The following is a 26,191-nucleotide window of genomic DNA, read 5'->3' as shown; positions in this document are numbered from 1 at the left end:
CGGGAGGGCCCCGGCGGCACACCGCCGGGGCCCTCCCGTATGTCCGGCCCGCAGGTCAGCCGGGGATCAGGCCGTCGTCGCGCAGCAACCGCCTGACCTCCTCCACCGTGGCGTCCTCGTTCGGCAGGATCAGATCGGAGGGCTCCAGGGCGTCCTCCGGCCGGGGCGAACCCGCCTCGCGCACCGCCGCGAGCAGTGCGCCCAGGGTGGTGCGGAAGTTGCCCTGGTCGCCCTCGTCCAGCGCCTTGAGCAGTTCGTCGTCGAGTTGGTTCAGCCGGTCGAGGTGGCTCTCGGCCACATCCAGCTGACCCTCCCCCATGATCCGGACGATCATGACGCCGCCCTCACTTCTCGTAACGGGGAGTGTCCTGCGGGGACTGCGGCTGCTGCTGCGCCCCGCCGCCCTGCTCCAGCGCCTGCTGCGTGGAGCCGCCGGACAGCTCGGCCTTCATCCGGGCCAGCTCCAGCTCGACATCCGAACCGGTGCCGATCCGCTCCAGCTCGGCCTCGATGTCGTCCTTGCGCCCCATGCCGCTGGAGTCGTCCAGCGCACCGGAGGCGAGCAGCTCGTCGATCGCGCCGGCTCGGGCCTGCAACTGCGCGGTCTTGTCCTCGGCCCGCTGGATCGCCAGGCCGACGTCGCCCATCTCCTCGGAGATGCCGGAGAACGACTCCGCGATCCTGGTCTGCGCCTGGGCCGCGGTGTAGGTCGCCTTGATGGTCTCCTTCTTGGTACGGAAGGCGTCCACCTTGGACTGCAGCCGCTGCGAGGCGAGGGTGAGCTTCTCCTCCTCCCCCTGCAGCTGCTGGTACTGCGCCTCCAGATCACTGATCTGCTGCGCCAGCGCCCCCTTGCGGGTCAGCGCTTCACGCGCGAGATCCTCGCGGCCCAGGGAGAGCGCCTTGCGCCCCTGGTCCTCGTACTTCGCCGACTGCTGCTGAAGCTGCTGGAGCTGGAGCTCCAGGCGCTTGCGCGAAGTGGCCACGTCGGCCACCCCCCGCCGCACCTTCTGCAGCAGTTCGAGCTGCTTCTGGTACGAGTAGTCGAGCGTCTCGCGCGGGTCTTCCATCCGGTCCAGGGCCTTGTTCGCCTTGGAGCGGAAGACCATCCCCATCCGCTTCATGATTCCGTCGCTCATGGGCCTCGGGCGCCCCCTTCTCAGGCCAGCTGTGTCTCTCGTACCAACACTACGGGCAGTGGGGCGCCTGCCGCAGCGCACCTGCCTGCATCAAGACTGCTACAGCCCGGTCCGCCCGACATCGTCCGCACGGCGGATTCGGCCCCGACGGGGATGATCCCCAGGGCTGAGGGAGGTCCCGTACGGGTCGTCCGGACCCGGGCCGGCGGTCGCCGGGCGGACGGCAGTGTGGGTCGGCGGCCGTCAGCACGTACTCTTCTCTACGTGTTCCGACGCCGTTCCCAGGATGCCCCCGCCACCCCCACCGCGCTCGTGGAGCCGGACCAGAACCGGTCCCGCGACCCGCAAGCGCCCAAGGGCAGGCCCACCCCCAAGCGCAGCGAGGCCCAGGCGGGCCGCCGCACCCGCGTCAACGTGCCCAAGGACCGCAAGGAGGCCGCCCGCGAGGGCCGCGCCCGGCTGCGGACCGAGCGCGAGAAGCAGCGCCTGGCGCTGCTCAACGGCGACGAGCGCGCGCTCCCGGCCCGGGACAAGGGCCCGGTACGCCGCTTCGCGCGGGACTACGTCGACTCCCGCTTCACCGTCGCCGAATGGTTCCTGCCGTTCGCCGTGGTGATCCTGATCCTCAGCGTGCTGCACAACAGCGCTCTGCAGTTCGTCTCGCTGATGCTCTGGGTGCTGATCATCGTCGGCATCCTGCTCGACTCGCTGCGCCACGCCTTCGGCCTGCGCAAGCAGCTGCGGGAGCGCTTCCCGAACGAGAGCCACAAGGGCGCCACCGCGTACGCGCTGATGCGCACCCTCCAGATGCGCCGGCTGCGGCTGCCCAAGCCGCAGGTGCAGCGGGGGGCCAAGCTCTGAGTACGGCGCCCGTCCCCTCCTGGCCCGGCGGCCTGCCGGAGCAGGGGCCGCGCCACGGCCAGCGGCACGCGCTGCGGCCGGGGCCCCGGCACGGCGGCGGCCATGACCACCTGCCCGCGCCGGCCTCCGGCTTCACGCCGGGCGCCGGGGCGTGGCTGTCCCACCTGGGCGGGCTGCGCAACGCGGTCCGCCAGGAGCTGGTGGCGCGGCAGCTCGCCGAGCAGCTGGCCGAGCACTTCGGCGCCCGCCAGGACCACCCGCTGCGGGTGCTGGACGCGGGCTGCGGGCAGGCCACCCAGTCGCTGCGGCTGGCCCGCGCCGGGCACCTGGTGACCGGGCTGGACGCCGATCCGGTCACGCTGGGTGCCGGGCAGGCGGCGCTGGAGGCCGAGCCCCCGGAGGTACGGGCCCGGGTGCGGCTGCTCAGCGGGGACGGCCGCGAGTGCGGCCGCTGGTTCGGACCGGGCAGCTTCGACGTGGTGCTCTGCCACGGGGTGCTGATGTACCTGCCCGAGCCGGGTCCGCTGCTGGCCTCGCTGGCCCGGGTGCTGGCCCCCGGCGGGCTGCTGTCGCTGGTCGCCCGGAACGGCGCGGCGCTGGCGATGCGGGCCGGGCTGACCGGTGACTGGCGCGGTGCGCTCCAGGCGTTCGACAGCCGCCCGCACTACACCGACCGGCTGGGCCTGGCGACCCGCGCCGACCGGCTGGAGGCGCTGTCCACCACGCTGGCCGGGATGGACGTGCCCGTCCGGCACTGGTACGGCGTGGGGGTCTTCACCGACGCGGCGCCGGACGACGCCCCGCTGCCCGCCGACGGGCGGCAGCTGGCGCAGCTGCTGGACGCGGAGGAACGAGCCGGGCGGACCGACCCATATCGCCAGGTCGCGGCGTTGCTGCACGTGGTGGGAGCCAAGCGCCCGGTGGGATGAATGATCACCGGCCGGGTAAGGTCGCCGCATGGAGTTCCGTCACCTTGGCCGCAGCGGCCTTGTCATCAGTGAGATCGCCTACGGCAACTGGATCACCCACGGCTCCCAGGTCGAGGAGGAGGCCGCGCTCTCCTGTGTGCGCGCCGCCCTGGACGCCGGGATCACCACCTACGACACCGCGGACGTCTACGCGGAGACCCGCGCCGAGTCCGTGCTCGGCCGCGCGCTGAAGGGCGAGCGCCGCGAGGGCCTGGAGATCTTCACCAAGGTCTTCTGGCCGACCGGTCCCGGCCGCAACGACCGGGGCCTGGGCCGCAAGCACATCATGGAGTCGATCGACGGCTCGCTGCGCCGCTTGCAGACCGACTACGTCGACCTCTACCAGGCGCACCGCTACGACCACTCCACTCCGCTGGAGGAGACCATGGAGGCCTTCGCCGACGTGGTCCGGTCCGGCAAGGCGCTCTACATCGGCGTCTCGGAGTGGTCGGCGCAGCAGATCCGCGAGGCCCACCAGCTGGCCCGTGAGCTGCATGTGCCGCTGGTCTCCAGCCAGCCGCAGTACTCGATGCTGTGGCGGGTGATCGAGGCCGAGGTGGTGCCGACCTGCGAGGAGCTGGGGCTCGGCCAGATCGTCTGGTCGCCGGTCGCCCAGGGTGTGCTCACCGGCAAGTACGCGCCCGGCGCCCCGCTGCCGGCCGGCAGCCGCGCGACCGACAGCAAGGGCGGCTCCAACTTCGTCGCCAGCTGGCTGCGCGACGACGTGCTGGAGCGGGTGCAGCAGCTGCGGCCGCTGGCCGACCAGGCGGGCCTGTCGCTCGCCCAGCTGGCGGTGGCCTGGGTGCTCCAGAACCCCAATGTCTCCGCCGCGATCATCGGCGCCTCCCGGCCGGAGCAGGTCGGCGAGAACGTCAAGGCCGCCGGGGTCAAGCTGGACGCGGAGCTGCTGAGCGCGATCGACGAGATCCTCGACCCGGTCGTCGAGCGCGACCCGGGGCTCACCGAGAAGACCTCCCCCCAGGGCCGCCCGTAGGGCCATGGGCACCTGGCGGGGGCGCGGCCGGTCGGCCGCGCCCCCGCTGTCGTGTGCTACCGCCTCGTGCGGGCTCAGGCCCTGCGCGGGCTCAGCCCCTGCGCGGGCTCATGCCTCGTGCAGGCTCATGGTGTAGATGGTGCTGCCGTCGTCCAGCAGGGTGGCCTGGTCGGCGCCCTCCTCCACGAGCTGCTTCCAGTTCTCCCCGATCCAGGACTCGGCATCGCCCTGGGTGGGGAAGTCCTCCTGGCCCACGGTCGGGTTCACCGCGGAGCCGTCGGCCTTCTCGTACCGCCATGTCCACGCCATGCCCGGCTCCTCCCGGTCGTCCCCGCGCGGCCGTCCGCCGCGCCGTTCTGCGCACAGTAGCCGAGCGGTGGCCTTCGATCACCACCCCAGCGGCCCGCCGTCACCCCGGCGAGGGCCCCGGCGGCCCGCCGTCACCCCGGCGAGGGGAGGATGGCCGCATGCTTCCTCCGCGCACCCTGATCCTCGGCGGCGCCCGCTCCGGCAAGTCCACCCGCGCCGAGCAGCTGCTCGCCGACCGCGCCGACGTGCTCTACGCGGCCACCGGCGGCACCCGGGACGACGACGCCGACTGGGCCCGCCGGGTCGCCCTGCACCGCGAGCGGCGGCCGGCCGGCTGGCGTACGGCGGAGACCTGCGACCTGGAACGGCTGCTGCGCGACACCGCCGACCCCGCGCCGCTGCTGATCGACTGCCTGGGGCTCTGGCTCACCCGGGTGATGGACGACTGCGGCGCCTGGGACGACGCCCTGTGGGCCGACAGCGGTGAGCGGGCCGTGCAGGCGCGGGCCGCATCGCTGGCGGCGGCCTGGCGGGAGACCGGCCGGACCGTGGTGGCGGTCAGCAACGAGGTGGGGATGGGCGTGGTCCCGGCCACGGCGGCCGGCCGCCGCTTCCGCGACGAGCTGGGGCGGCTCAACATGGCCGTGGCGGAGGCTTCGCAGAGCGTGCTGCTGGTGGTGGCCGGACAGGTGTTGCCGATCAAGCAGGGGTGACGGGTAACCTCCCGTCTGATGGACAGCACTGTGGATCTGGATGCGTTCTCCACCCTGGTGGGGCGGCCCGACGAGACCGGCCTGCGCGCGGCCGAGGAGCGATGGGCCGCGCTCGACCTGCCGCGCGGCGGCCTGGGACAGCTCCAGGAGCTGGGCAACTGGCTGGCCGGGGTGCAGGGCCGCAGCCCGGTACGGGCGGTCGAGCGGCCCCGGGTGGTGATCTTCGCGGGTGACCACGGCATCGCCTCGCTGGGCGTCTCCGCGCTCCCCGTCGGCGCCACCGCCGCCCGGGTGCGGGCCGTGCTGGACGGCGCGGCGCCGGTCAACGCGCTGGCCCGGCGGTTCGGCGCGAGCGTACGGGTCGTGGACATGGCCGTGGACGCCGAGCCCGACGCCTTCCCGGCGGAGGTGGTACGGCACCGGGTGCGGCGCGGCTCCGGCCGGATCGACGTCGAGGACGCGCTCACCGTCGCCCAGGCCGAGCAGGCGTTCCGCGCCGGGATGGCCGTCGCCGACGAGGAGGCCGACGCCGGGACCGACCTGGTGGTGCTGGGCGACCTCGGCGTGGGCTCGACCACGGTGGCGGCGGTGCTGGTCGGCGCGCTCTGCGGGACCGACGCGGCGGCCGTGACCGGGCGCGGCTCCGGCATCGACGACCGGGTGTGGATGGTCAAGTGCGCCGCTATCCGGGACTCGCTGCGGCGGGCCCGGCCGGTGCTGGGCGACCAGATCGCGCTGCTGGCGGCGACCGGCGGCGCGGACTTCGCCGCGATCACCGGCTTCCTGTTGCAGAGCGCGGTGCGGCGCACCCCGGTGCTGCTGGACGGCGTGGTGTCGGCGGCCTGCGGGCTGGTGGCGCAGCGGATCGCCTTCCGGTCGCCGGAGTGGTGGCGGGCCGGGCAGGCCACCGGCGAACCCGCGCTGGTCAAGGCGTACGACCGGCTGACGCTCGACCCGCTCCAGGACCAGGGCATCGCCATGGGCGAGGGCACCGGAGCGCTGATGGCGCTGCCGCTGCTCCAGGCGGCTGCGGCGGCGTTGGCGGAGCTGGTGCCGGTCACGGAGTCGGGCTCGGGTGACTCGGGCTCGGATGCGGGCTCGGGCTCGGATGCGGGCTCGGGCTCGGATGCGGGCTCGGGCTCGGATGCGGGCTCGGTCGAGGGGGCCGGGCCGGCGGCGTGAGCGGGCGGCTGCCGGCGTTGCACGGGCTGCGGTTCGCCGTCGGCACGCTGTCGGTGATCCGGGTCCGGGTGGACCGGTGGGACCGGCCCACCGCCGGGGCGGCGATGCTCTGGGCGCCGCTGGTGGGGCTGCTGCTGGGCGCCGCCGGTGCGGCGTGCGGGGCGGCCGTGGCGCTGCTCGGCGGCGGTGGGCTGCTGGCGGCGGTGGCCGCGATCGGCGTCCTGGCCGCGCTGACCCGGGGATTGCACCTGGACGGGCTGGCGGACGTGGCCGACGGGCTGGGCAGCGGCAAGCCCGCCGAGGACGCGCTGCGCATCATGAAACAGTCGGACATCGGTCCGTTCGGGGTGCTGGTGCTGGTACTGGTGCTGCTCGGTCAGATCGCCGCCGCCGCACGGGCGTACGACGGCGGCGCGTGGCGGGGCGCGGCGGCGGTGGTGACGGCGGCGGTGGCTGCGCGCTGCGCGCTCGGCTGGGGGTGCCTCCGCTCGGTCCCGGCGGCGCGGCCGGGCGGCCTCGGGGCGGCGGTGGCCGGCACGGTACGGCCGTGGGGGGCGGCGGCGGTGACGGGCGGTTCGGCGCTGGCGCTGGGTGCGGCGGCGGCTGCGGCGGTGGGCGGCCGCTGGGGCTACGGGTGCCCGGCGGCGCTCCTGGTCGGCGTGGGCTGCGGGTGGCTGCTGCTGCGGCGCTGCGTACGACGGCTGGGGGGCATCACCGGCGACGTCCTGGGGGCCCTCGCGGAGACGGCGGCCACCGGTGCGCTGCTGGGCCTGGCGCTGCTGGGAGGCGGCTGAACGGCGCTCCGCCACGCGGGTCTGCGGAAGTGGGTGGCCGCTCGCGCGGTTGCTTGTTGCGGGCAGGCTGTCCGGACCAGCGAGGCACGGGGATCTGCGGGCTCAGCGCCCTACGCGAGCGGGTGGCTGATCGCGCAGTTCCCCGCGCCCCCGGCGCGGCGCCACCCCACCGCCGTACAGCAACCGGGCACGGGCCTCAGGGGCGCGAGGAACTGCGCGAGAAACCCGGCACCTCCGTAGTACGCCGAGCCGACGACACCCCGCACCCCGGTGGACACCCGCCCCGCAACCCCCGCACCCCGGCCAAACCACCCGGCCCGCAATCCGCCGCGCCGCCGGGTGGAGCCGGGAGTGGCGGTCCGCCGCCGGTGGCGAGTACCCGCCTGGCGTGGAGGGCGGGAAGAGCTTTCCCACGGGGGCGGCCGTCGGGCACGCGGATTACGATGCGTGAGGCACCGAGAGCCCGGGAACCCCCTGACGAACCCCTCATGGTGAAGGGCGGGGCGAGCCGACGGCCGGTGCGGCCCGTCCGGCCGCGACCGGCCCTGAACCCAGAACAGGACCCAGATACGTGACTGCATTGTCTGTCAGCACCTCAGCAGCGGCCTCCCTGCGCGTGGACGCCGTCGTTGTCGGCGTGGCCAAGGGCGACAAGGGGCCCGTCCCGGCGTCCGGCGCCGAGACGGTGGCCGAGGCGTTCGACGGCCGGCTGGCCGAGATCCTCGGCGCCCTGGGCGCCACCGGGGCGGAGGGCGAGGCGGTCAAGGTCCCCGCCCCCGCCGGGATGAAGGCGAGCGTGGTGCTCGCGGTGGGCGTCGGTGAGGCGGCCGAGGACGGGACGTACGACCTGGAGGCGCTGCGCCGGGCCGCCGGGGTGGCCGCCCGTACGCTGGCGGGCAGCGGCAAGGCCGCGCTGGCGCTGCCGACCGGTACCCCGGAGGCCGTCGAGGCGGTGGCGCTGGGCGGTCTGCTCGGGGCGTACTCGTTCACCGAGTACCGCACCGGCGACAGCGGCAAGGCCCCGGTGGGCGAGCTGATCGTGGTGACCGGCCGCAAGGGCCAGAAGGGCGCCAAGGCCGCCGCCGAGCGGGCGACCGTGCTCGCCGAGGAGATGAACCGCACCCGCGACCTGGTCAACACCCCGCCCAACGACCTCACCCCGAAGGCGTTCGCCGCCATCGCGCAGGCCGCCGGCAAGGAGCACGGCCTCAAGGTCGAGGTGCTGGACGAGAAGGCGCTGGCCAAGGGGTCGTACGGCGGCATCCTGGGCGTCGGCCGGGGCTCGGCCAACCCGCCCCGGCTGGTGAAGGTGGCGTACACCCACCCCAAGGCGCGGGCCTCGCTGGCCTTCATCGGCAAGGGCATCACCTATGACTCGGGCGGCATCTCGCTCAAGCCGGCCGGTCACAACGAGACCATGAAGTGCGACATGTCGGGCGCCGCCGCGGTGCTGTCCGCCGTGGTCGCCGCCGCCCGGCTCGGCGTCGAGGTGAACGTCACCGGCTGGCTGGCGCTGGCCGAGAACATGCCGTCCGGCGGCGCCACCCGCCCCGGCGACGTGCTGCGGATGTACGGCGGCAAGACGGTCGAGGTGCTCAACACCGACGCCGAGGGCCGCCTGGTGCTGGCCGACGCGATCGTCCGCGCGGGCGAGGAGCAGCCGGACGCCATCGTGGACGTGGCCACCCTGACCGGCGCCATGGTGATGGCCCTGGGTACCCGCGTCTTCGGCATCATGGCGGGCGAGGACGGCTTCCGGGACCGGGTCTTCGACGCGGCCGGGCGGGCCGGCGAGCAGGCGTGGCCGATGCCGCTCCCCGCCGACCTGCGCAAGGGCCTGGACTCGTCCGTCGCCGACCTCGCCAACATGGGCGAGCGGATGGGCGGCGGCCTGGTGGCGGGCGTGTTCCTCAAGGAGTTCGTGGCCGAGGGCATCGCCTGGGCGCACCTGGACATCGCGGGCCCGGCCTTCCAGGAGGGCGCGCCGTACGGCTACACCCCCAAGGGCGGCACCGGTTCCGCCGTGCGCACCCTGGTGCAGCTGGCCGAGGATGCGGCGGCCGGCACCCTGCTGTAGTCGGCGCGGTCGTCCGCACCGGTGTACGCGGCCGGGGCCCGGCGGGAGATCCCGTCGGGCCCCGGCCGCGTTCCCGGCCGCCGCGCCACCCGGGCCGTACCGCTGTGAGCTGCGGCGATACCATCGCGCGGCGCGGCGGCCGCAGTCCGCGCACCCCGGCACGGGTGTCCACGGGGCGACCCCGGACATCGGCACCCGTGAACAAGTGCGAAGATGTATTTCCGGCACGACTGGGCTCCCCACAAGGGAGCACACCCATCCGGTCCAGCACCGGCCGGGCACAAGCACCGATGCATGGAGGACGTGACGTGGCGAACGACGCCAGCACCGTTTTCGACGTAGTCATTCTCGGAGGCGGAAGCGGCGGCTACGCCGCGGCGCTGCGCGCGGCCCAGTTGGGACTTCAGGTCGCGCTGATCGAGAAGGGCGAGCTGGGCGGCACCTGCCTGCACCGTGGTTGCATCCCCACCAAGGCGCTCCTGCACGCGGCGGAGGTGGCCGACGAAACCCGTGAGGCCGCCCAGTTCGGCGTGCGGGCGACCTTCGAGGGCATTGACCTCCCCGGTGTGCACAAGTACAAGGACGATGTGATCGCGGGGCTGTACAAGGGCCTCCAGGGCCTGGTGGCCTCCCGCAAAATCACCTATGTGACCGGCGAGGGGCGGCTCTCCTCCCCCACTTCGGTGGACGTCGCCGGTCAGCGCTACGAGGGCCGCCACATCGTGCTGGCGACCGGCTCCGTGCCGAAGTCGCTGCCGGGCCTGACGATCGACGGCAACCGGGTCATCTCCTCGGACCACGCGCTGAAGCTCGACTACCTCCCGAAGTCCGCGGTGATCCTGGGCGGCGGCGTCATCGGCGTCGAGTTCGCCTCGGTGTGGAAGTCCTTCGGCGTGGACGTGACCATCGTGGAGGCGCTGCCGCACCTGGTCCCGCTGGAGGACGAGGGCAGCTCCAAGCTGCTGGAGCGCGCCTTCCGCAAGCGCGGCATCAAGTTCGAGCTGAAGTCCCGCTTCTCCGGCGTCGAGTACACCGAGTCCGGGGTGCGCGTCTCCACCGAGAACGGCAAGCAGATCGACGCCGACGTGCTGCTGGTCGCCATCGGCCGCGGCCCGGTCTCGCAGGGCCTGGGCTACGAGGAGGCCGGCGTCGCGATGGACCGCGGCTACGTCCTGGTGGACGAGTACCTGCGGACCAACGTCGAGACGATCTCCGCCGTGGGCGACCTGGTGCCGACCCTCCAGCTGGCGCACGTCGGCTTCGCGGAGGGCATCCTGGTGGCCGAGCGGCTGGCCGGGCAGCGGGTCGTCCCGATCGACTACGACGGCGTGCCCCGGGTGACCTACTGCAACCCCGAGGTCGCCTCCGTCGGCATCACCGAGGCCAAGGCCAAGGAGATCTACGGCGCCGAGAAGATCAAGGTCGCCAAGTTCAACCTGGCCGGCAACGGCAAGAGCAAGATCCTCAAGACCGCCGGCGAGATCAAGCTCGTCCAGGTCGAGGACGGCGCCGTCGTCGGTATCCACATGGTGGGCGCCCGCATGGGCGAGCAGGTCGGCGAGGCTCAGCTGATCTACAACTGGGAGGCACTGCCGGCCGAGGTCGCGCAGCTCATCCACGCCCACCCCACCCAGTCCGAGGCCCTCGGCGAGGCACACCTGGCGCTGGCCGGCAAGCCGCTCCACAACCACGACTGAGCCCGGGACACGCGTACCACATCCGCACCGCACGACTGAAGGAGTTCCTGGAACCATGGCGGTCTCAGTAACGCTGCCCGCGCTCGGCGAGAGCGTGTCCGAGGGCACTGTCACCCGCTGGCTGAAGGCCGAGGGCGACCGGGTGGAGGCCGACGAGCCGCTGCTCGAGGTCTCCACCGACAAGGTCGACACCGAGATCCCGGCGCCCGCGTCCGGCATCCTGTCCTCCATCAAGGTCGCCGAGGACGAGACGGTGGAGGTCGGCGCCGAGCTGGCCGTCATCGACGACGGCTCCGGTGCCCCCGCCGCCGCCCCGGCCCCGGTGGCCGAGGCCGCTCCGGCCGCCGCCCCGGCGCCGGTCGAGGCTCCGGCCGCCCCCGCTGCTCCGGCCGCCCCGGCCGCCGCCCAGGAGGCCCCGGCCGCTCCCGCTGCTCCGGCCGCCCCGGCCCCGGCCGGCGATGCGCAGGGCACCCCGGTGCTGCTGCCGGCGCTCGGTGAGTCGGTCACCGAGGGCACCGTCACCCGCTGGCTGAAGGCCGAGGGCGACACCGTGGAGGCCGACGAGCCGCTGCTCGAGGTCTCCACCGACAAGGTCGACACCGAGATCCCGGCCCCGGCCGGCGGTGTGCTGCTGAAGATCCTGATCGGTGAGGACGAGACCGCCGAGGTCGGCGCCCAGCTGGCCGTCATCGGCGCCCCGGGTGCCGCTCCGGCCGCTGCCCCCGCCCCGGCCCCGGCCGCTCCGGCCGCGGCTGCTCGGGTGGCCGCTCCCGCCCCGGCGGCCCCGGCTCCGGCGGCTCCGGCTCCGGCTCCGGCCGCGCCCGCCGCCCCGGCTGCTCCGGCGCCCGCGCCGGTCCAGGCCGCTCCCGCGCCGGCCGCCCCGGCCCCGGCTCCCGCCCCGGCTGCTCCCGCCCCGGCCGCCCCGGTGGCCGCCGCTCCCGCCGCCCCGGCTCCGGCCGCCGGCGAGGGCGAGGGCCCGTACGTCACCCCGCTGGTCCGCAAGCTGGCGTCCGAGCAGGGCGTCGCCCTGACCGACGTCAAGGGCAGCGGCGTCGGCGGCCGCATCCGCAAGCAGGACGTCCTGGACGCGGCCGAGGCCGCCCGGGTCGCCGCCGCTCCGGTCACTGCCGCCCCGGCCGCCGCCAAGCAGGCCGCGCCGGTCGTACCGTCGCCGCTGCGCGGCCAGACGGTGCCGATGACCCGGGTCCGCAAGGCCATCGCCAAGCACATGGTGCAGTCGCTCCAGGTCTCGGCGCAGCTCACCACCGTGGTCGAGGTGGACGTCACCCGCGTCATGCAGCTGCGCGCCCGCGCCAAGAACGGCTTCCAGCAGCGCGAGGGCGTCAAGCTCTCCCCGCTGCCGTTCTTCGTCAAGGCCGCCATCGAGGCTCTCAAGGTGCACCCGGTCCTCAACGCCCGGGTGAACGAGGACGACACCATCACCTACCACGACGTCGAGAACATCGGCATCGCGGTGGACACCGAGAAGGGGCTGTTCGTCCCGGTTATCCACGACGCGGGCGACCTCAACATCGCCGGCATCGCCAAGAAGACCGCGGACCTGGCGGCCCGTACCCGCGACGGCGGCCTCAAGCCCGACGAGCTGGCCGGCGGCACCTTCACGGTGACCAACACCGGTTCGCGCGGCGCGCTGTTCGACACGCCGATCCTCAACCAGCCGCAGGTCGGCATGCTGGGCATCGGCGCGACCGTCAAGCGCCCGGTCGTGGTGGAGAGCCCGGAGTTCGGCACCACGATCGCGGTCCGCGACATGGTCTACCTGGCCCTGTCGTACGACCACCGGATCGTGGACGGCGCCGACGCCGCCCGCTTCCTGGGCACGGTCAAGGCCCGCCTGGAGGACGGCGCGTTCGAGGGCGACCTCGGGCTGTAGTCCCCAGCGCGCAAGCACGGTGCGCCCCCGGTCCGCGTTCGGCGGGCCGGGGGCGCATTCGTCTGCCGCCGCGCGCCCGATAAGGCGTGCGTATGCGCCCCCGGACGTGGATGCTGGTGGCGTGATGTACGAGACGGAGTTCTGGCAGCTGATCGACGACACCCGGCAGGCCGCCGACGGCGACCCGGTCGACCACGCCGACCTGCTGGTGGAACGGCTGGCCGACCTCACCCCCGACGATGTGGTCGACTTCGCGCGGCTCTTCGAGATGCGCTTCCGGCGGGCGTACCGGTGGGACCTGTGGGGCGCCGCCCACCTGCTGCTCGGCGGAGCCTCCGACGACTCCTTCGACTACTTCCGCTGCTGGCTGATCGGCCGGGGGCGGGAGGTCTTCGAGGGCGCGCTGCACGACCCGGACAACCTGGCCGAGCTGGTCCCGGACTTCGACGAGGAGGAGGACGGCGACGCCGAGGAGCTGGGCTACGCCGCCGACGAGGCGTACGAGCAGCTCACCGGGTCGCCGCTGCCCGACCTGGAGCTCTCCGACGAGCCGGACGAGCCGGAGGGCCGGGCGCTGGACTTCGAGGACCACGCGGCGATGGCGGACCGCTTCCCCCGGCTCTGGGACCGCTACGGCGACTGAGCGCGGCGGGGCGAGGCAGGGGCGGCTCAGCGGACCAGGGAGCGGCCCATCCAGATGTCGTCCACATAGCGGCCGTTCAGCCGGAACTCCTCCGGCAGCACGCCCTCCACCACGAAGCCGCAGCTCTCGTAGAGCGCCCGAGCGGGTGCGTTGTGCCCCAGCACCCGCAGGGTGAGCCGCCGCGCGCCCGCGCTCCTGGCCCGCTCGCAGGCCGCCTCCACCAGAGCCCTCCCCACCCCCCGGCCGCGCAGGTCCGGATCGACCCCCAGGCCCTGGATCTGCCGCACATGGGCGTTGCTGGCGAGCAGCGTCGGCCGCACCACCCGGACGTAGCCGGCGACCCGGCCCGCCACCACGGCCACCAGGTACTGGTCCGGCCCGTGCCGCTCGTCGAAGAACGGCACGTCCGCCGCGCGCAGCGGCCCCACCTCGCTCAGCCACGACCAGCAGCGCCGGTCCAACTCGGCGAGCGGTCGGCCGTCGCTCTCCTCGGCCGGGCGGATCATCAGATCGTCATCGGGCATGCGGGCCACTCTAGCCAGCGCCTCCCCCCGACCCACCCGACCACCCCGACCCGCCCGACCGCCCCGACCCGCCCGACCACCCCGACCCGCCCGACCACCCCCGCCGCACCCGACCACGCAGCCGAGCCCGTGTACACCCCGGCGGACGGCGCCCCGGCTGCCAGGATGGGCGCATGCGCTTCGCTGTCACCGGTTCGTCCGGACTCATCGGCACCGCCCTCATCCGCTCACTGCTGGCCGACGGCCACCAGGTGGTGCGGCTGGTCCGCCGCCCCCCGCAGGGCGACGGCCGCCGCGCCGACGGCAGCACCGAGGCCCACTGGGACCCGGCGCACGGGCAGGCCGACCCCACCGCGCTGGCCGGGGCGGAGGCCGTGGTGCACCTGGCCGGGGCCGGTGTCGGTGACCACCGCTGGACGGCGGCGTACAAGCGGGAGATCCGCGACAGCCGGGTGCTGGGCACCGCCGCGCTGGCCGAGGCCCTCGCCGAGCTGGACACCCCGCCCCGGGTGCTGGTCTCCGGCTCCGCCATCGGCTTCTACGGGCAGGCCGGCGACCGGGTGATCGACGAGACCGCCGCCCCCGGCGACGACTTCCTGGCCCGGGTCAGCCAGGAGTGGGAGGACGCGGCGCAGCCCGCCGCCGACGCCGGGATCAGGGTGGTGCATCCGCGTACCGGCCTGGTGGTGGCCGCCGGGGGCGGCGCCTGGGGTCGGCTGTTCCCGATCTTCCGGCTGGGGCTCGGCGGGCGGCTGGGCTCCGGGCGGCAGTACTGGAGCTTCATCTCGCTGCGGGACGAGGTGGCGGCGCTGCGCTTCCTGGTCGACCGGGAGGAGCTGAGCGGCCCGGTCAACCTCACCGCCCCGCACCCGGTCACCAACCGCGAGGTGACCGCGGCGATGGGCCGGGTGCTGCGCCGCCCCACGCCCTTCCCGGTGCCGGAGGCGGCGCTGCGGCTGGTGCTGGGAGAGTTCGCGGTCGAGGTGGTGGGCAGTCAGCGGGTGGTCCCCGCCCGGCTGCTGGAGGCGGGCTTCCGCTTTAGCGACCCCACCATCGAGGAGGCGGTGCGCGCCGCCCGGTAGCGCGGCCCGCGCGCCGGGTGGGGCGGGGTGTCGCTGCTGGTGACGGCGCGACAGCCGGGTGCGGACGGCGGTGGAATCCGACCGGGGGCGCCGGTCTGGCGACGCTGCCGACTGGGCATCAATCGGTCGGACCGCATCCGTGCCGCCCGGAGGACACCGGGCGGCACGGAGCAAGGAGGGAGCACCCCTTGCCCGCATATGACCCCACGCAGCGCAGTCGCCGCCCCGCCGATCCCGATGTGGTGATCGTGGGCGCCGGAATCGCCGGACTGGCCGCCGCCCGCCATCTCACCGCCGCCGGGCTGACGGTGTCGGTGCTGGAGGCCGCACAGCACATCGGCGGCCGGCTGGCCGCCGCCGAGCTCGACGGCTTCCGGCTGGACGGCGGCAGCCGGCTGCTGGACGCCTCCGACCCGGAGCTGCCCCGGCTGCTCGACCCGGACCGCCTGGAGCTGCGCCCGCTCGCCCCCGGCGTGCTGGTGTACGCCGACGGCCGCCGCTACCGGGTCGGTGACCCGCGCCGCACCGCCGCCCGGCGGGCCGCCGACCGGGCGCCGATCGGCAGCCCGCTGGACAAGGCCCGCCTGGGCGCCGCGCTGAGCCGCCTCGCCGCGACCCCCGCCGACCGGCTGCTCGCCAGACCGGAGCTGACCACCGCGCAGGCGCTGGCCGCCCGGGGCCTGTCCGCCAGGGTGGTGGACGGCTTCCTGCGGCCGCTGCTGGCCGCCCTGCTCTGCGATCCCGACCTGGGCACCAGCAGCCGCTGCTCCGACCTGGCGCTGCGGGCGTACGCGGGCGGGCGGCTCTGCCTGCCCGCCAGGGGCCTGGGCGCGGTGCCGGCGGAGCTGGCGGCGGGCCTGCCGCCGGGCACGGTACGGCTGGGCGTACAGGCCGTCGCGGTGTCGGCGGACGGCGTGGACACCCTGCGGCACGGCCGGGTGCGGGGCCGCTGCGTGGTGCTGGCCACCGACGCGGTGTCCGCCGCCGAGCTGCTGCCCGGCCTGCACCGGCCCGGCTTCCACCCGGTGACCACCTACTACCACGCCGCCGCGCGGCCGCCGCTGGCCGAACCGGTGCTGCTGCTGGACGCCGACCGGACCGGGCCCGTCTCGCACTCGCTGGTGCTCAGCCGGGTGCACCCCTCGTACGCCCCGGCCGGGCGGTCGCTGGTGGCGACCACGGTGCTCGGGCAGCGCACCTTCGGGCCGGGCGGCCCGGCGGCGCTGGAGCCGCTGGTGCGGCGGCGGCTGGCGGAGCTGTACGGGACGCCGACGGCCGACTGGGCGTTCCTCACGGCCCGCCACGAGCCGTACGCGGTCCCGGCGATGCCGCCGCCGTACCACTTCCGCCGACCGGTGCGGGTGATCGGCGGGCTGTACGTCTGCGGTGACCACCGGGAGACCGGCACCGTCCACGGCGCCCTGCACTCCGGCCGCCGCGCCGCCCGCCAGATCACGGCCGACCTGGGGCTGCCCAGCCCCGTACGGGAGGCCGCAGCGGCCTGACCGGGGTACCCGCCCACCCCGCCGCCCCCGCCCGCGCGGGGGCGGGCGAGGGGGCGGCGGCCCGGGTCAGGCGATGCCGGCGGTGCGGGCGGCCTCCTCGAAGGCCCGCACCACCGGGCTGCCCCGGTACGGGGAGAGTCTGCGGTGGAAGTCCCGCAGGAACTCCACCGCCCGCGCCGAGCGCATCTCGGCGGTGGCCCGCAGCGCCTCGGTGGCCACCGCGCAGGCCTCGTCCACGTCGCCCATGCCGAGCCGCGCGGTGGCCAGCACGCTGCGGGAGAAGACCCGGCTGCGGGCGTGGCCGGGCGACCGCAGCCGCAGCGACTTCTCCGCCTGCTGCGCGCAGAGCCGCCACTGCTGGAGGTCCCGGTAGCAGAGGGCGAACTCGGCGGCGAGCTGCGCCTCGTCGAACGACCTGGCCCAGCCGGGCAGCTCGTCGCCGGGCCGGACGGCCTGGAGGCACCGCTCGGCGCGCACCAGGGCGGCGGTGCAGGAGCGGCTGTCGCCGAGCACGCCGTGGCCGCGCGCCTCGGCGGCGTGCATCAGCGCCTGGACGGCGGTGGGGGCCGCCGCGCCGACGCCCTGCTGCGCCACCCGGGCCAGTTGCACGGCCTCCCGGCCGTGGCCGAGGTGAACCGCCTGGCGGCTCATGGTGACCAGGACGTAGCCGCCGTACACCCGGTCGTCGGCGGCCTGGGAGAGCCGCAGCGCCTGGACGAAGTAGCGCTGGGCCAGGCCGTGCGCGGCGATGTCGAAGGACGTCCAGCCGGCCAGCCGGGTGAGGTCCGCGACCGCGCCGAACAGCGCCCGCCCGATGGACTCCCCGTACCGGCCGCGCAGCATCGGCTCGGCCTCGCTCTCCAGGTACCGGACCAGCGCCTGCCGGGCGTGGCCGCCGCCGTAGGCCCGGTCCAGGGTGCGGAAGAGGTCCCCGACCGCGCGGACGGCGGCGATGTCGCCCCGGCCGACCCGCAGGCCGGGCCGGGGCTCGCGCTGCGGGTGCAGCGCGGGGTGCTCGGCGTCCGCCCGCAGGCCCAGCCGGGCGCCGGGGAGCGGCGGGCCGGGGCGGCGGCCCTGGAGCGGCACCCGGCCGCCGGGGCCCAGCGGCCGGGCGGGGGCGCGCAGGCCGGGGGCGGGCGGGCGGAGCCGCTGGTCGGCCGGGCCGGGCGGCTCCTCGCTGGCGACCCGGTCGTCGGTGCGGCCGATCAGCCAGTCCCGGCTGGGCACCACCAGGCCGGCCGGGGTGAAGGCGATCCGGCGCAGCTCGGAGTGCGGGCCGGTGTCCTTGCGCCACATGCTGCTGACGATGTCCACCGCTTCGGCGGGCGTCTCGGCGAACTCCAGACCGGCGTAGACCGGCGCGCAGGCGTCCAGCCCGAGGTCCTGGGCGCCCAGTCGGCGGCCCAGTCGTCGGGTGAAGACCTCGGCGATCAGCGCCGGGGTGGCCCCGCGCGGCTGCTGGCCGCGCAGCCAGCGGGTCACCGAGGTCTTGTCGTAGCGCAGGTCCAGGCCGTGCTCCAGGCCGAGCTGGTCCACTCTGCGGGCCAGCCCGGCGTGCGAGAACCCGGCCTCCTCGATGAGCGCCGCCAGGCGCTGGTTGTGGGAGCGGTCGGCCGAGCGCGGCGGGCCGGTGGTACCGGGCCGCTGTTCGGCTGCCGGCGGCCGATCGGCTCCCGGCGCGAGGGCCGGACGGTCGGTTGCGGGCCGTTGGGGCATGTTGCGTCAACACCTTCCGAGCGCTGCAACGGCACGCGATCGTCCCCCAGTGCTACGTGCGGCGCCCCCTGTCGGGAAACGGCGCGAATGTAGCGAGCATTCGGAAGCTGCGGCTGCTCTCGGCCGAGCAATCCTCCGAACGGGTGACAGGGAAGGACACGTTCTGAGGAAGGACGGCCCGCCGGGGTTTGCCGCTGGTACGCCTTCGGGGCGGGGTCCGCCGCTCGGCGGCGGGCCGGGTCCGGATGGTCGGCCAGGCGGCTCCTGACTGCTCGTGACTGCTCAGGGCCGGTGGGGGCCCGTTCGGACCCGCCGCTGGCTGTTCGGATGCCGTTCGGGTCCGCGCAGAGCTGTTCGAGGCCGGGCGTACAGTGACAGAACCGGCCGCCCGGCGGTCCGGCGGAGCAGCGGAGCGGGTGCACGCGGGGCGTGGCACCCCGGGTGAGGAGCGGCAGCGGTGAGCGAGGACGTCCGGTTCGTGCACTTGGGCATCGGCGAGGGCTCGGTGCCGTACCAGGAGGCGTGGGACGAGCAGCGCAGGCTGCACGCGCTCCGGGTGGCGGGCGAGATCCCGGACACCGTGCTGCTGCTGGAGCACCCGCCGGTCTACACGGCGGGCCGCCGCACCGACCCGGCCGACCGCCCGCTGGACGGCACTCCGGTGATCGACGTGGACCGGGGCGGCGAGATCACCTGGCACGGCCCCGGCCAGCTGATCGGCTACCCGATCATCAAGCTGCCGGAGCCGATGGACGTGGTCGCCTATGTGCGCCGGCTGGAGGAGGCGCTGATCCGCACCTGCACCGAGTTCGGCGTGGCGACCACCCGGATCGAGGGCCGCAGCGGGGTGTGGGTGCTGGGCGAGGAGATCCCGGGCGCGGTGGCCGACCCGGCGCAGCAGGTGGACATCGGCGGGCTGACCCTGCGGATGGGGCTGCGGATGGGCATCGACCCCCGGCTGGCCGGCCCGGAGTACGCGCCGTCCAACGCCGGGCAGCGCGGTGACGACCGCAAGCTGGCGGCGATCGGGGTGCGGGTGGCGCGCGGGGTGACGATGCACGGCTTCGCGCTCAACTGCGAGCCCGACATGACGTGGTTCGACCGGATCGTCCCCTGCGGCATCCGGGACGCCGGTGTGGCGTCGCTCACCGGCGAGCTGGGGCGGTCGCTGCCGGTGGCTCGGGCGCTGCCGGTGGTGGAGCGGCACCTGGCCGCGGTGCTGGCGGAGCTGCCGGCGGTCGCGCCGGTCGGCTGACCGGCGGGGACGGGCGGGAATCGGCGGTCGCGGGCCGCTGTTGCCCGGTACGGGCGGCCGGTCGCCGCCTGCGATTGCGGGCCACCCGGGCGGTGGGAGCCGCACAACCACAGGCGTACCCTGAGGGTGTCGCACAGAAGACGAGATAGGGAGCCGCACGTGTCCGCTGTCGCACCCGACGGCCGGAAGCTGCTTCGCCTGGAGGTCCGCAACAGCGAGACCCCCATCGAGCGCAAGCCCGAGTGGATCAAGACCCGGGCGAAGATGGGTCCCGAGTACACCGGATTGCAAGCGCTGGTGAAGCGTGAGGGCCTGCACACGGTCTGCCAGGAGGCCGGCTGTCCCAACATCTTCGAGTGCTGGGAGGACCGCGAGGCGACCTTCCTCATCGGCGGTGACCAGTGCACCCGCCGCTGCGACTTCTGCCAGATCGACACCGGCAAGCCCGCCGAGTTCGACCGCGACGAGCCGCGCCGGGTGGCCGAGTCCATCGTGACGATGGACCTCAACTACGCCACCATCACCGGTGTCGCCCGCGACGACCTGCCGGACGGCGGCTCCTGGCTGTACGCCGAGACGGTGCGGCAGGTGCACGCGCTGACGGCGGAGCGGCAGAGCGGCCGTACCGGTGTCGAGCTGCTGATCCCGGACTTCAACGCGGTGCCCGAGCAGCTGGCCGAGGTCTTCTCCTCCCGGCCGGAGGTGCTGGCGCACAACGTGGAGACGGTGCCGCGGATCTTCAAGCGGATTCGCCCCGGCTTCCGCTACGAGCGCTCCCTCGGGGTGATCACCAGTGCCCGCGAGGCCGGTCTGGTGACCAAGTCCAACCTGATCCTGGGCATGGGCGAGACCCGCGAGGAGGTCAGCCAGGCGCTGCGCGACCTGCATGACGCGGGCTGCGAGCTGATCACCATCACCCAGTACCTGCGTCCTTCGGTGCGGCACCACCCGGTCGAGCGCTGGGTGAAGCCGCACGAGTTCGTCGAGCTGCAGCAGGAGGCGGAGGAGATCGGCTACGCCGGGGTCATGTCCGGTCCGCTGGTCCGTTCGTCGTACCGGGCCGGCCGGCTCTACCGGCAGGCGCTCGACCACCGGGCGCGGGTCACCGCAGCGGGCTGAGCCGCCGCCTCGGGCGGCGGCGGGCGGGGCCCGGCAGGGGGCGCGAGCCGGGCATCCGCGACATTCATCGCGGTTTGACGCTCCGGTCACCGGCTGGTAACACGAGGTGGTGACCCTGGACGGGTGGCCGCGGCGCTGAGGCGCTCGCGATGCGCGGGCGCGGCAGCCGGACAGCGGCGAAGGCTCGGCACTGACGAGGGGAGTTGCTCACCATGCAGGTCGGCACCGTCGTACCTGGAGCGGTCGGAATCAACGGCTTGGTCAACGGCGGCCTGCGGTCGGTCGGCGGCGCGATCCGTATCGCGGAGTCGATGCTGCTGGCCGGCGGTCGGCAGGTGGCCCTGCAGAACGCCTGGGACGCCGTCTGCGAGAACCGCCGCCACGCGGCGGACCGGGCGGAGACCGCGACCCTGCTGGGGGCGCTGGAGACCCGTACGGACGCGGCACGGGGCACCACCGGCGGACACTGACGGACTGGACGCCGAAAGACTGCGGCCTGGGGTCGCCGCCGTACCGGATCGGAACGGCGGCCGGTCGGGCCCGTACCGGATCGGACCGGACCGGATCGGATCGGTTCGGTGCGGATTCGGGCCCGGAGGGGACCGGGCTTGGGCATCTCCCGCCCCCTCCCCGTACCATGACCCTCATGGCGAGGGAAACATCCGAGAACCCCGGACGGCTCAAGCAGATCCGTCAGGCTTACCAGATGACCAAGCGGGTCGACACCCGAATCGGTCTGATCATCGCCGGTGTCGGCATCATCACCTTCGGCGTGCTCCTCGCCATCGGGCTGCTGATCGACCACCCGGTCTACCTGGGCATCCTTGGCTTCGTGCTGGCCTTCCTGGCGATGGCGATCGTCTTCGGCCGACGTGCGGAGAAGGCGGCCTTCGGGCAGATGGAGGGGCAGCCGGGAGCCGCCGCCGCGGTGCTGAACAACATCAAGCGCGGCTGGAGCACCAGCGCGACGCCGGTGGCCGTCACCCGCAACCAGGACGCGGTGTACCGCGCGGTGGGCCGACCGGGCATCGCACTGATCGGCGAGGGCAACGTCAACCGGGTCCGCCCGCTGCTGGCCGCCGAGAAGAAGAAGATGGCGCGGGTGGTCGGCGACGTCCCGGTGCACGACATCATCGTCGGTGACGGCGAGGGCGAGGTGTCGCTGAAGAAGCTCCAGATGCACCTGATGCGGCTGCCCCGCGCGATCACCCCGGCGCAGGTCACCGAGATCAACGACCGGCTGCGCGCGCTGGGCGACCTGCTCTCCAAGGCACCGATCCCCAAGGGCCCGATGCCGAAGAACGCCCGGATGCCCAAGGGCGGCCGGATGCGCTGAGCCGCCCCCCTCATCGACCAGACGGCCCCGTCGCGCTCCCCCCTCAGGAGGAGCCCGCCGGGGCCGTCCCATGCGCGGCTGCGGTCTGCGGTACGGCTGCGGCCTGCCTCAGATGCGTACCTCGACCGTGCCCAGCGCCTTGTCGTGCAGCCCCCGGGAGTCGCGGTCCCAGACCAGCGCCGGGACCACCAGGACCAGCAGCAGACTGCGCCCGAGGACCTGGACCAGGGTGGCCCGGCCGCCGTCCAGCCGGACGACCCGCAGCCCGAAGAGCCGCTTGCCGAAGGTGCTGCCCACCGTGCCGATCAGCAGCACGCTCATCAGGAAGAACAGCGGCGTGGTCCAGAGGTTGGCATGCCCCGCCTCGCCGCGCGCCAGCAGCCCGTACGAGATCAGGGCGCAGATCCAGCCGTCGACGAACAGCGCGCCGATCCGGCGGCCCAGCGGCGCGATCGACCCCGGACCGTGCTCGGGCAGGCCGAGGCGCTCGCCCCGGTAGCCGAAGTCCGCGCCCATCTTCTCGGCGGCGGCCCTGGGGCCGTCGATCCACGAACCCAACGCATCTCTGTTGTCCACAGAGCCACAGTAGCCGGGCGGCGGGTGGTGCATACCGCCGGGTCCTTGACAGCCATGGACGTCGGACGATAAGCGGCTCCGGCCGCACACCCCGGGCTGCCGACACCCGGGAGGCCGGGGCCGCCGGGTCCGTCCGCAGCGCCGCAGCGCCGGTTAACATCCGCGAAACAGACGGGTCATGCCCGAGAAACGGCCTCTTCCTATGGTTGACACAACGTGGCCGACGGGACGAACGGTCCGTTCAGGCGAAACTCCTGGCGTTCCCGCCGGGCCGAGGAGGATGGATGTTCAACAACGCCGACGAGGTGTCCCGCTACATCTCGGACAACGACGTGAAGTTCGTCGATGTCAGGTTCTGCGACCTGCCGGGCGTCATGCAGCACTTCACCCTGCCCGCGGCGGCGTTCGACCCCTCCGAGCAGCAGATGTTCGACGGCTCGTCGATCCGTGGCTTCCAGGCCATCCACGAGTCCGACATGGCGCTGGTCCCGGACCTGGGCACCGCCAGGCTCGACCCGTTCCGCAAGGACGCCACGCTCAACATCAACTTCTTCATCCAGGACCCGATCACCGGCGAGGCGTACAGCCGCGACCCGCGCAACGTCGCCAAGAAGGCCGAGGCGTACCTCGCCTCCTCCGGCATCGCGGACACCGCGTACTTCGGTGCCGAGGCCGAGTTCTACGTCTTCGACAGCGTGCGCTTCGAGACCAGCGCCAACCAGTCCTTCTACTACATCGACTCCGAGGCGGGCGCCTGGAACACCGGTGCGGTGGAGAACAACCGGGGCTACAAGGTCCGCTACAAGGGCGGCTACTTCCCCGCCCCGCCGGTCGACCACTTCGCGGACCTGCGGGCCGAGATGTCGCTGGAGATGGCCGCCGCCGGCCTCCAGGTCGAGCGCCAGCACCACGAGGTGGGCACCGCCGGCCAGGCCGAGATCAACTACCGGTTCAACAGCCTGCTGGCCTCCGCCGACGACCTGATGCTGTTCAAGTACATCATCAAGAACGTCGCCTGGCGGAACGGCAAGACCGCGACCTTCATGCCGAAGCCGATCTTCGGCGACAACGGCTCGGGCATGCACGTCCACCAGTCGCTGTGGTCCGAGGGCAGCCCGCTCTTCTACGACGAGCAGGGCTACGCCGGCCTCTCCGACACCGCCCGCTACTACATCGGCGGCCTGCTCAAGCACGCCCCGTCGCTGCTGGCCTTCACCAACCCGACGGTGAACTCCTACCACCGCCTGGTGCCGGGCTTCGAGGCGCCGGTCAACCTGGTGTACTCGCAGCGCAACCGCTCCGCCGCGATCCGCATCCCGATCACCGGGTCGAACGCCAAGGCCAAGCGGATCGAGTTCCGCGCCCCGGACCCGTCCTCCAACCCGTACCTGGCCTTCTCGGCCATGCTGCTGGCCGGCCTGGACGGCATCAAGAACAAGATCGAGCCGCTGGAGCCGGTCGACAAGGACCTCTACGAGCTCGCCCCCGACGAGCACGCCTCCGTCCCCCAGGTCCCCGCCACCCTCCCGGCCGTCCTGGAGGCCCTGGAGGCCGACCACGAGTACCTGCTCGCCGGCGGCGTCTTCACCCCGGACCTGATCGAGACCTGGATCGACTTCAAGCGCACCCAGGAAGTCGCCCCCATCCAGCAGCGCCCCCACCCCCACGAGTTCGAGCTCTACTTCGACCTCTGATCGGCAGGCTCTCCGGTCCCTTGGCAACAGGGGGCCGGAGACACTAAAGGCCGTTTGACCTGTCGAAACATCCTTTCGAGGATCTTCGCACTTGGTCACTGGCTTTCACTCTCTTGCGCAATGCAAGTGCAAGATGACCTTGCAAGGCTGATGGGTAATCAGATATTAGCCCTCGTCGCTCACCGTCACTGAGAGCGACGGGGGCTCAGTCACGTCCAGGACCAGTCGGCAACCTGGCCTCGGGACTGACGAGCTCGCTTGTTGAGGCGTCGTGCATTGAGTCTCCGGCTTGGTCACCGCGATCGAGCGGTTCGGCATGTTCGTGGCGCTGGACTCCGGCCCTGACCACCCGATGTTTCCCGGCGTCGGCCTACCTCGGGACGCGTCGGCTCGGCGCAGTTCTCTCAGGATCTTCTCGTCCGCCGCGGTCGGCCAGCCACCGACGCGCCCGGTCTCAAGCTTCGTAAGCCCACGCTTGTCCGGTCTGGCGGTACTTCTCGACGGGCAGCGGGGCGACGCCGGCGCGCATGCGGGAGAGGTAGAGCAGCCCGTCGAGGTGGTCGATCTCGTGATGGATCAGGCGGGCGAGGCCGCGTTCGTAGACGGTGCTCACGGTGTTCCCGTCCAGGGTGGTGGTCTCGACGGTGATGGCCAGGGGGCGGGGGACGAGGCCGCGGACGTCGAAGAAGCTGAGGCAGCCCTCGTACTGCTCGTCGGTCTCGGCGGCGTGCTCGGTGATGCGGGGATTCAGGAGCACGATCGCCGGGGAGCCGGGCTCGGCGGGCTGAACGACGGCGGCGGCGCGGTCGATGCCGAGCTGGGGAGCCGCGATGCCCATGCCCTTCGCGAAGGAGTGGACGCGGCCGATGGGGTCCATGGAGGCGAGGAGCCGGTCGACCACCGCCTCGGCCTCGGCACGCTCGGCCGGCAGGTGGAAGGGGCGGGCTGGCCGAGTGAGGATCTCGTCGCCTTGCTGAACCACGCCGAGGTCGCGCATCTGCTGACTGGGCTGCACCTGGATCACCCGAACTCCCTTTGCTGTTCCTGCGGTTCGGGCCTGGCCCGGAACCTCCACTCCAGACGGTAGCGGGCGTGCGGTGCCGGGCCGGCCGTGGACCACGTGAACAGCCGCACCCCGTACTCCTCCGATCGCACCGGCGGGGTCCGCAGCGGCGATGCCTCCGCCGTCATCGACGTCTCGGTGCCCCACACCACGGGGTCCAGCGCGACGGGGAAGGCGAGCTGGACCTGGAGGTGCTCGGTCGGCAGCCGGACCGCGCGCTGGAACCAGTGACCCCACTTGGTGTCGGCAACGGTGTAGGCGTACTCGATCCAAACGCTCTCACCGGGGTAGAGCGGGAAGCGTCCGCGCGGGTTCTCGAACAGGAGCCACACCTCCTTGAAGGCATCGCGGTCGTGCTTCGCGCTCCAGACCATTTCCTCGCCCCGGCAGGTGGCCGTGAGCGCCAGTTCATCCCAGGTCAGCGGGTTGGCCCGGTAGTGGGCGTTGGAGCGTTCCGGGTCGCCGGGGTAGCGGTCGACGCTGATGCGGATCAGGTAGCGGGTGATCGGCTCGCTGCCGGTGTTGCGCAGGCGGCGGCGCATGGTGGCCCGGTAGTTGGCCCCGTCGTAGTCGAGGCGGGCCTGGTCGTGCTCGACGACCAGCGCGGCCCCGGTCGCGTACGGCATCTCATGCCGCTGCGGCGGTACCGCCTGCTGCCCGCCGCTGCCGCTGACGCGGCGGGCGGACTCGTACGTGAGGAACCGCTGCCAGATGGCCTTGCCCGCCTGTAGGTGCTCGTCAGCGAGGCGAGCGAACTCCTCGGTGGGCTTGTGCCGGCCGGACTCGATGTGGCTGACGTACGAGGGGTCGAAGCCCATCTTCTGGGCCAGCCGCCGCTTGGAGTGGCCCCGCACCTCACGCCAGTAGGCGACTTCGGCCGCGAACTCCTCGATCGCCTGCTCGACGGTGATCTCACCCGTCTCCGGCTGTTGCTGGTCCACCTGCCTGCCCCCGTGCGCCCGCGATGACGATGAATGAACCGTGAGTGAGTCCAGTTCATCACTCCGTCACGACCCCTGCCCCGGCTTTCCTTCCCTCAGCGGCCCCGTT

25 protein-coding genes and 1 pseudogene are annotated in these 26,191 nt (G+C 73.7%); 18 read left to right on the top strand and 8 right to left on the bottom strand.

Annotated features, from left to right (window positions below; translation table 11 throughout):
* Positions 1-55: 55 nt before the first annotated feature.
* Positions 56-334 (bottom strand): hypothetical protein, encoded by a 279-nt coding sequence (locus ACIQGZ_RS11035; protein ID WP_402600899.1) that lies wholly within the window; start codon positions 332-334, stop codon positions 56-58.
* Between the two features lie 10 nt (positions 335-344).
* A complete protein-coding gene (locus ACIQGZ_RS11030; protein WP_402600897.1) occupies positions 345-1,139 on the bottom strand; it encodes a PspA/IM30 family protein in 795 nt (264 codons plus the stop codon).
* Positions 1,140-1,403: 264 nt separating this feature from the next.
* Here ACIQGZ_RS11030 and ACIQGZ_RS11025 point away from each other — a divergent pair, with 264 nt between their 5' ends.
* The 3 genes from ACIQGZ_RS11025 to ACIQGZ_RS11015 all read left to right on the top strand — a co-directional run bounded on the left by ACIQGZ_RS11025 (position 1,404) and on the right by ACIQGZ_RS11015 (position 3,962).
* Positions 1,404-2,000, top strand: coding sequence for a DUF3043 domain-containing protein (locus tag ACIQGZ_RS11025; protein ID WP_402600896.1), 597 nt, complete (start codon positions 1,404-1,406; stop codon positions 1,998-2,000).
* Positions 2,001-2,200: 200 nt separating this feature from the next.
* On the top strand, positions 2,201-2,929 hold the full coding sequence (locus ACIQGZ_RS11020) for a class I SAM-dependent methyltransferase (protein WP_402600894.1): 729 nt from the start codon (positions 2,201-2,203) through the stop codon (positions 2,927-2,929).
* Between the two features lie 28 nt (positions 2,930-2,957).
* Entirely contained in the window at positions 2,958-3,962 is a 1,005-nt protein-coding gene (locus ACIQGZ_RS11015; RefSeq protein WP_402600893.1) for an aldo/keto reductase family protein, read from the top strand.
* Between the two features lie 108 nt (positions 3,963-4,070).
* Here the strand turns inward: ACIQGZ_RS11015 and ACIQGZ_RS11010 are convergent, their stop codons facing one another.
* A complete protein-coding gene (locus tag ACIQGZ_RS11010) occupies positions 4,071-4,271 on the bottom strand; it encodes a hypothetical protein (protein WP_402600891.1) in 201 nt (66 codons plus the stop codon).
* Between the two features lie 158 nt (positions 4,272-4,429).
* Between ACIQGZ_RS11010 and cobU the strand changes: the two genes are divergently transcribed.
* From cobU to ACIQGZ_RS10975, 7 genes are all read left to right on the top strand, one after another.
* Entirely contained in the window at positions 4,430-4,984 is a 555-nt protein-coding gene (cobU, locus tag ACIQGZ_RS11005) for a bifunctional adenosylcobinamide kinase/adenosylcobinamide-phosphate guanylyltransferase (protein WP_402600890.1), read from the top strand.
* Between the two features lie 18 nt (positions 4,985-5,002).
* Positions 5,003-6,166 carry a nicotinate-nucleotide--dimethylbenzimidazole phosphoribosyltransferase gene (gene cobT, locus ACIQGZ_RS11000; RefSeq protein ID WP_402600888.1) on the top strand — a complete coding sequence of 388 codons (1,164 nt, stop codon included), beginning with the start codon at positions 5,003-5,005 and terminating at the stop codon, positions 6,164-6,166.
* Entirely contained in the window at positions 6,163-6,960 is a 798-nt protein-coding gene (locus ACIQGZ_RS10995; RefSeq protein WP_402600887.1) for an adenosylcobinamide-GDP ribazoletransferase, read from the top strand. The genes cobT and ACIQGZ_RS10995 overlap by 4 nt, the downstream gene beginning before the upstream one ends.
* A 571-nt stretch (positions 6,961-7,531) precedes the next feature.
* Positions 7,532-9,037, top strand: coding sequence for a leucyl aminopeptidase (locus ACIQGZ_RS10990; protein ID WP_402600885.1), 1,506 nt, complete (start codon positions 7,532-7,534; stop codon positions 9,035-9,037).
* A gap of 308 nt (positions 9,038-9,345) precedes the next feature.
* Positions 9,346-10,734: a dihydrolipoyl dehydrogenase gene (gene lpdA, locus ACIQGZ_RS10985; RefSeq protein WP_402600883.1), complete on the top strand. Its 1,389-nt coding sequence runs from the start codon at positions 9,346-9,348 to the stop codon at positions 10,732-10,734.
* A 55-nt stretch (positions 10,735-10,789) separates the two neighbouring features.
* A complete protein-coding gene (sucB, locus tag ACIQGZ_RS10980) occupies positions 10,790-12,628 on the top strand; it encodes a 2-oxoglutarate dehydrogenase, E2 component, dihydrolipoamide succinyltransferase (protein ID WP_402600881.1) in 1,839 nt (612 codons plus the stop codon).
* A gap of 124 nt (positions 12,629-12,752) precedes the next feature.
* On the top strand, positions 12,753-13,271 hold the full coding sequence (locus ACIQGZ_RS10975; RefSeq protein WP_402601436.1) for a DUF4240 domain-containing protein: 519 nt from the start codon (positions 12,753-12,755) through the stop codon (positions 13,269-13,271).
* A gap of 26 nt (positions 13,272-13,297) precedes the next feature.
* Here the strand turns inward: ACIQGZ_RS10975 and ACIQGZ_RS10970 are convergent, their stop codons facing one another.
* Entirely contained in the window at positions 13,298-13,795 is a 498-nt protein-coding gene (locus tag ACIQGZ_RS10970) for a GNAT family N-acetyltransferase (protein WP_402600880.1), read from the bottom strand.
* Positions 13,796-13,968: 173 nt separating this feature from the next.
* Here ACIQGZ_RS10970 and ACIQGZ_RS10965 point away from each other — a divergent pair, with 173 nt between their 5' ends.
* Together ACIQGZ_RS10965 and ACIQGZ_RS10960 are read left to right on the top strand one after the other, a co-directional pair.
* Positions 13,969-14,877 (top strand): TIGR01777 family oxidoreductase, encoded by a 909-nt coding sequence (locus ACIQGZ_RS10965; protein WP_402600879.1) that lies wholly within the window; start codon positions 13,969-13,971, stop codon positions 14,875-14,877.
* Positions 14,878-15,065: 188 nt separating this feature from the next.
* Entirely contained in the window at positions 15,066-16,382 is a 1,317-nt protein-coding gene (locus ACIQGZ_RS10960; RefSeq protein WP_402600877.1) for an NAD(P)/FAD-dependent oxidoreductase, read from the top strand.
* Between the two features lie 66 nt (positions 16,383-16,448).
* Here the strand turns inward: ACIQGZ_RS10960 and ACIQGZ_RS10955 are convergent, their stop codons facing one another.
* The gene (locus tag ACIQGZ_RS10955) at positions 16,449-18,098 is read right to left on the bottom strand and encodes a regulator (RefSeq protein ID WP_402600875.1); all 1,650 of its coding nucleotides are present in this window, start codon (positions 18,096-18,098) and stop codon (positions 16,449-16,451) included.
* Positions 18,099-18,555: 457 nt separating this feature from the next.
* Between ACIQGZ_RS10955 and lipB the strand changes: the two genes are divergently transcribed.
* From lipB to ACIQGZ_RS10935, 4 genes are all read left to right on the top strand, one after another.
* Positions 18,556-19,353 carry a lipoyl(octanoyl) transferase LipB gene (gene lipB, locus ACIQGZ_RS10950; RefSeq protein ID WP_402600874.1) on the top strand — a complete coding sequence of 266 codons (798 nt, stop codon included), beginning with the start codon at positions 18,556-18,558 and terminating at the stop codon, positions 19,351-19,353.
* A gap of 159 nt (positions 19,354-19,512) precedes the next feature.
* On the top strand, positions 19,513-20,472 hold the full coding sequence (gene lipA / locus ACIQGZ_RS10945) for a lipoyl synthase (protein WP_402600872.1): 960 nt from the start codon (positions 19,513-19,515) through the stop codon (positions 20,470-20,472).
* A 212-nt stretch (positions 20,473-20,684) separates the two neighbouring features.
* Positions 20,685-20,942, top strand: a complete 258-nt coding sequence (locus ACIQGZ_RS10940; protein ID WP_402600870.1) for a hypothetical protein — start codon at positions 20,685-20,687, stop codon at positions 20,940-20,942.
* Between the two features lie 167 nt (positions 20,943-21,109).
* On the top strand, positions 21,110-21,808 hold the full coding sequence (locus ACIQGZ_RS10935; RefSeq protein WP_402600868.1) for a DUF4191 domain-containing protein: 699 nt from the start codon (positions 21,110-21,112) through the stop codon (positions 21,806-21,808).
* 108 nt (positions 21,809-21,916) lie between these two features.
* Here ACIQGZ_RS10935 and ACIQGZ_RS10930 read toward each other — a convergent pair whose 3' ends face one another.
* A complete protein-coding gene (locus tag ACIQGZ_RS10930; protein ID WP_402600867.1) occupies positions 21,917-22,384 on the bottom strand; it encodes an RDD family protein in 468 nt (155 codons plus the stop codon).
* A 284-nt stretch (positions 22,385-22,668) separates the two neighbouring features.
* On the opposite strand from ACIQGZ_RS10930, the gene glnA reads away from it, so the two are divergent.
* On the top strand, positions 22,669-24,078 hold the full coding sequence (glnA, locus tag ACIQGZ_RS10925; protein WP_402600866.1) for a type I glutamate--ammonia ligase: 1,410 nt from the start codon (positions 22,669-22,671) through the stop codon (positions 24,076-24,078).
* A 280-nt stretch (positions 24,079-24,358) separates the two neighbouring features.
* Positions 24,359-24,448 (top strand): annotated as a pseudogene (locus ACIQGZ_RS10920) (RNA-binding protein); the annotation flags it as partial.
* 84 nt (positions 24,449-24,532) lie between these two features.
* Here ACIQGZ_RS10920 and ACIQGZ_RS10915 read toward each other — a convergent pair.
* Together ACIQGZ_RS10915 and ACIQGZ_RS10910 are read right to left on the bottom strand one after the other, a co-directional pair.
* A complete protein-coding gene (locus tag ACIQGZ_RS10915; protein WP_402600865.1) occupies positions 24,533-25,102 on the bottom strand; it encodes a peptide deformylase in 570 nt (189 codons plus the stop codon).
* A complete protein-coding gene (locus tag ACIQGZ_RS10910; protein ID WP_402600863.1) occupies positions 25,099-26,082 on the bottom strand; it encodes a helix-turn-helix domain-containing protein in 984 nt (327 codons plus the stop codon). The genes ACIQGZ_RS10915 and ACIQGZ_RS10910 overlap by 4 nt, the downstream gene beginning before the upstream one ends.
* Between the last annotated feature and the right edge of the window lie 109 nt (positions 26,083-26,191).

It is taken from the genome of Streptomyces sp. NPDC092296 (assembly GCF_044755465.1).
GTDB lineage: Bacteria > Actinomycetota > Actinomycetes > Streptomycetales > Streptomycetaceae > Peterkaempfera.
This window is presented reverse-complemented; position numbering and strand designations above follow the sequence as displayed.

Bases quoted from the DNA above. Each gene is read 5' to 3' on its own strand.
- ACIQGZ_RS11035 (WP_402600899.1), bottom strand. From the start codon at position 334: ATGATCGTCCGGATCATGGGGGAGGGTCAGCTGGATGTGGCCGAGAGC.
- ACIQGZ_RS11030 (WP_402600897.1), bottom strand. From the start codon at position 1,139: ATGAGCGACGGAATCATGAAGCGGATGGGGATGGTCTTCCGCTCCAAG.
- ACIQGZ_RS11015 (WP_402600893.1), top strand. From the start codon at position 2,958: ATGGAGTTCCGTCACCTTGGCCGCAGCGGCCTTGTCATCAGTGAGATC.
- ACIQGZ_RS11010 (WP_402600891.1), bottom strand. From the start codon at position 4,271: ATGGCGTGGACATGGCGGTACGAGAAGGCCGACGGCTCCGCGGTGAAC.
- cobU (WP_402600890.1), top strand. From the start codon at position 4,430: ATGCTTCCTCCGCGCACCCTGATCCTCGGCGGCGCCCGCTCCGGCAAG.
- cobT (WP_402600888.1), top strand. From the start codon at position 5,003: ATGGACAGCACTGTGGATCTGGATGCGTTCTCCACCCTGGTGGGGCGG.
- sucB (WP_402600881.1), top strand. From the start codon at position 10,790: ATGGCGGTCTCAGTAACGCTGCCCGCGCTCGGCGAGAGCGTGTCCGAG.
- ACIQGZ_RS10975 (WP_402601436.1), top strand. From the start codon at position 12,753: ATGTACGAGACGGAGTTCTGGCAGCTGATCGACGACACCCGGCAGGCC.
- ACIQGZ_RS10970 (WP_402600880.1), bottom strand. From the start codon at position 13,795: ATGCCCGATGACGATCTGATGATCCGCCCGGCCGAGGAGAGCGACGGC.
- ACIQGZ_RS10965 (WP_402600879.1), top strand. From the start codon at position 13,969: ATGCGCTTCGCTGTCACCGGTTCGTCCGGACTCATCGGCACCGCCCTC.
- ACIQGZ_RS10955 (WP_402600875.1), bottom strand. From the start codon at position 18,098: ATGCCCCAACGGCCCGCAACCGACCGTCCGGCCCTCGCGCCGGGAGCC.
- ACIQGZ_RS10940 (WP_402600870.1), top strand. From the start codon at position 20,685: ATGCAGGTCGGCACCGTCGTACCTGGAGCGGTCGGAATCAACGGCTTG.
- ACIQGZ_RS10935 (WP_402600868.1), top strand. From the start codon at position 21,110: ATGACCCTCATGGCGAGGGAAACATCCGAGAACCCCGGACGGCTCAAG.
- glnA (WP_402600866.1), top strand. From the start codon at position 22,669: ATGTTCAACAACGCCGACGAGGTGTCCCGCTACATCTCGGACAACGAC.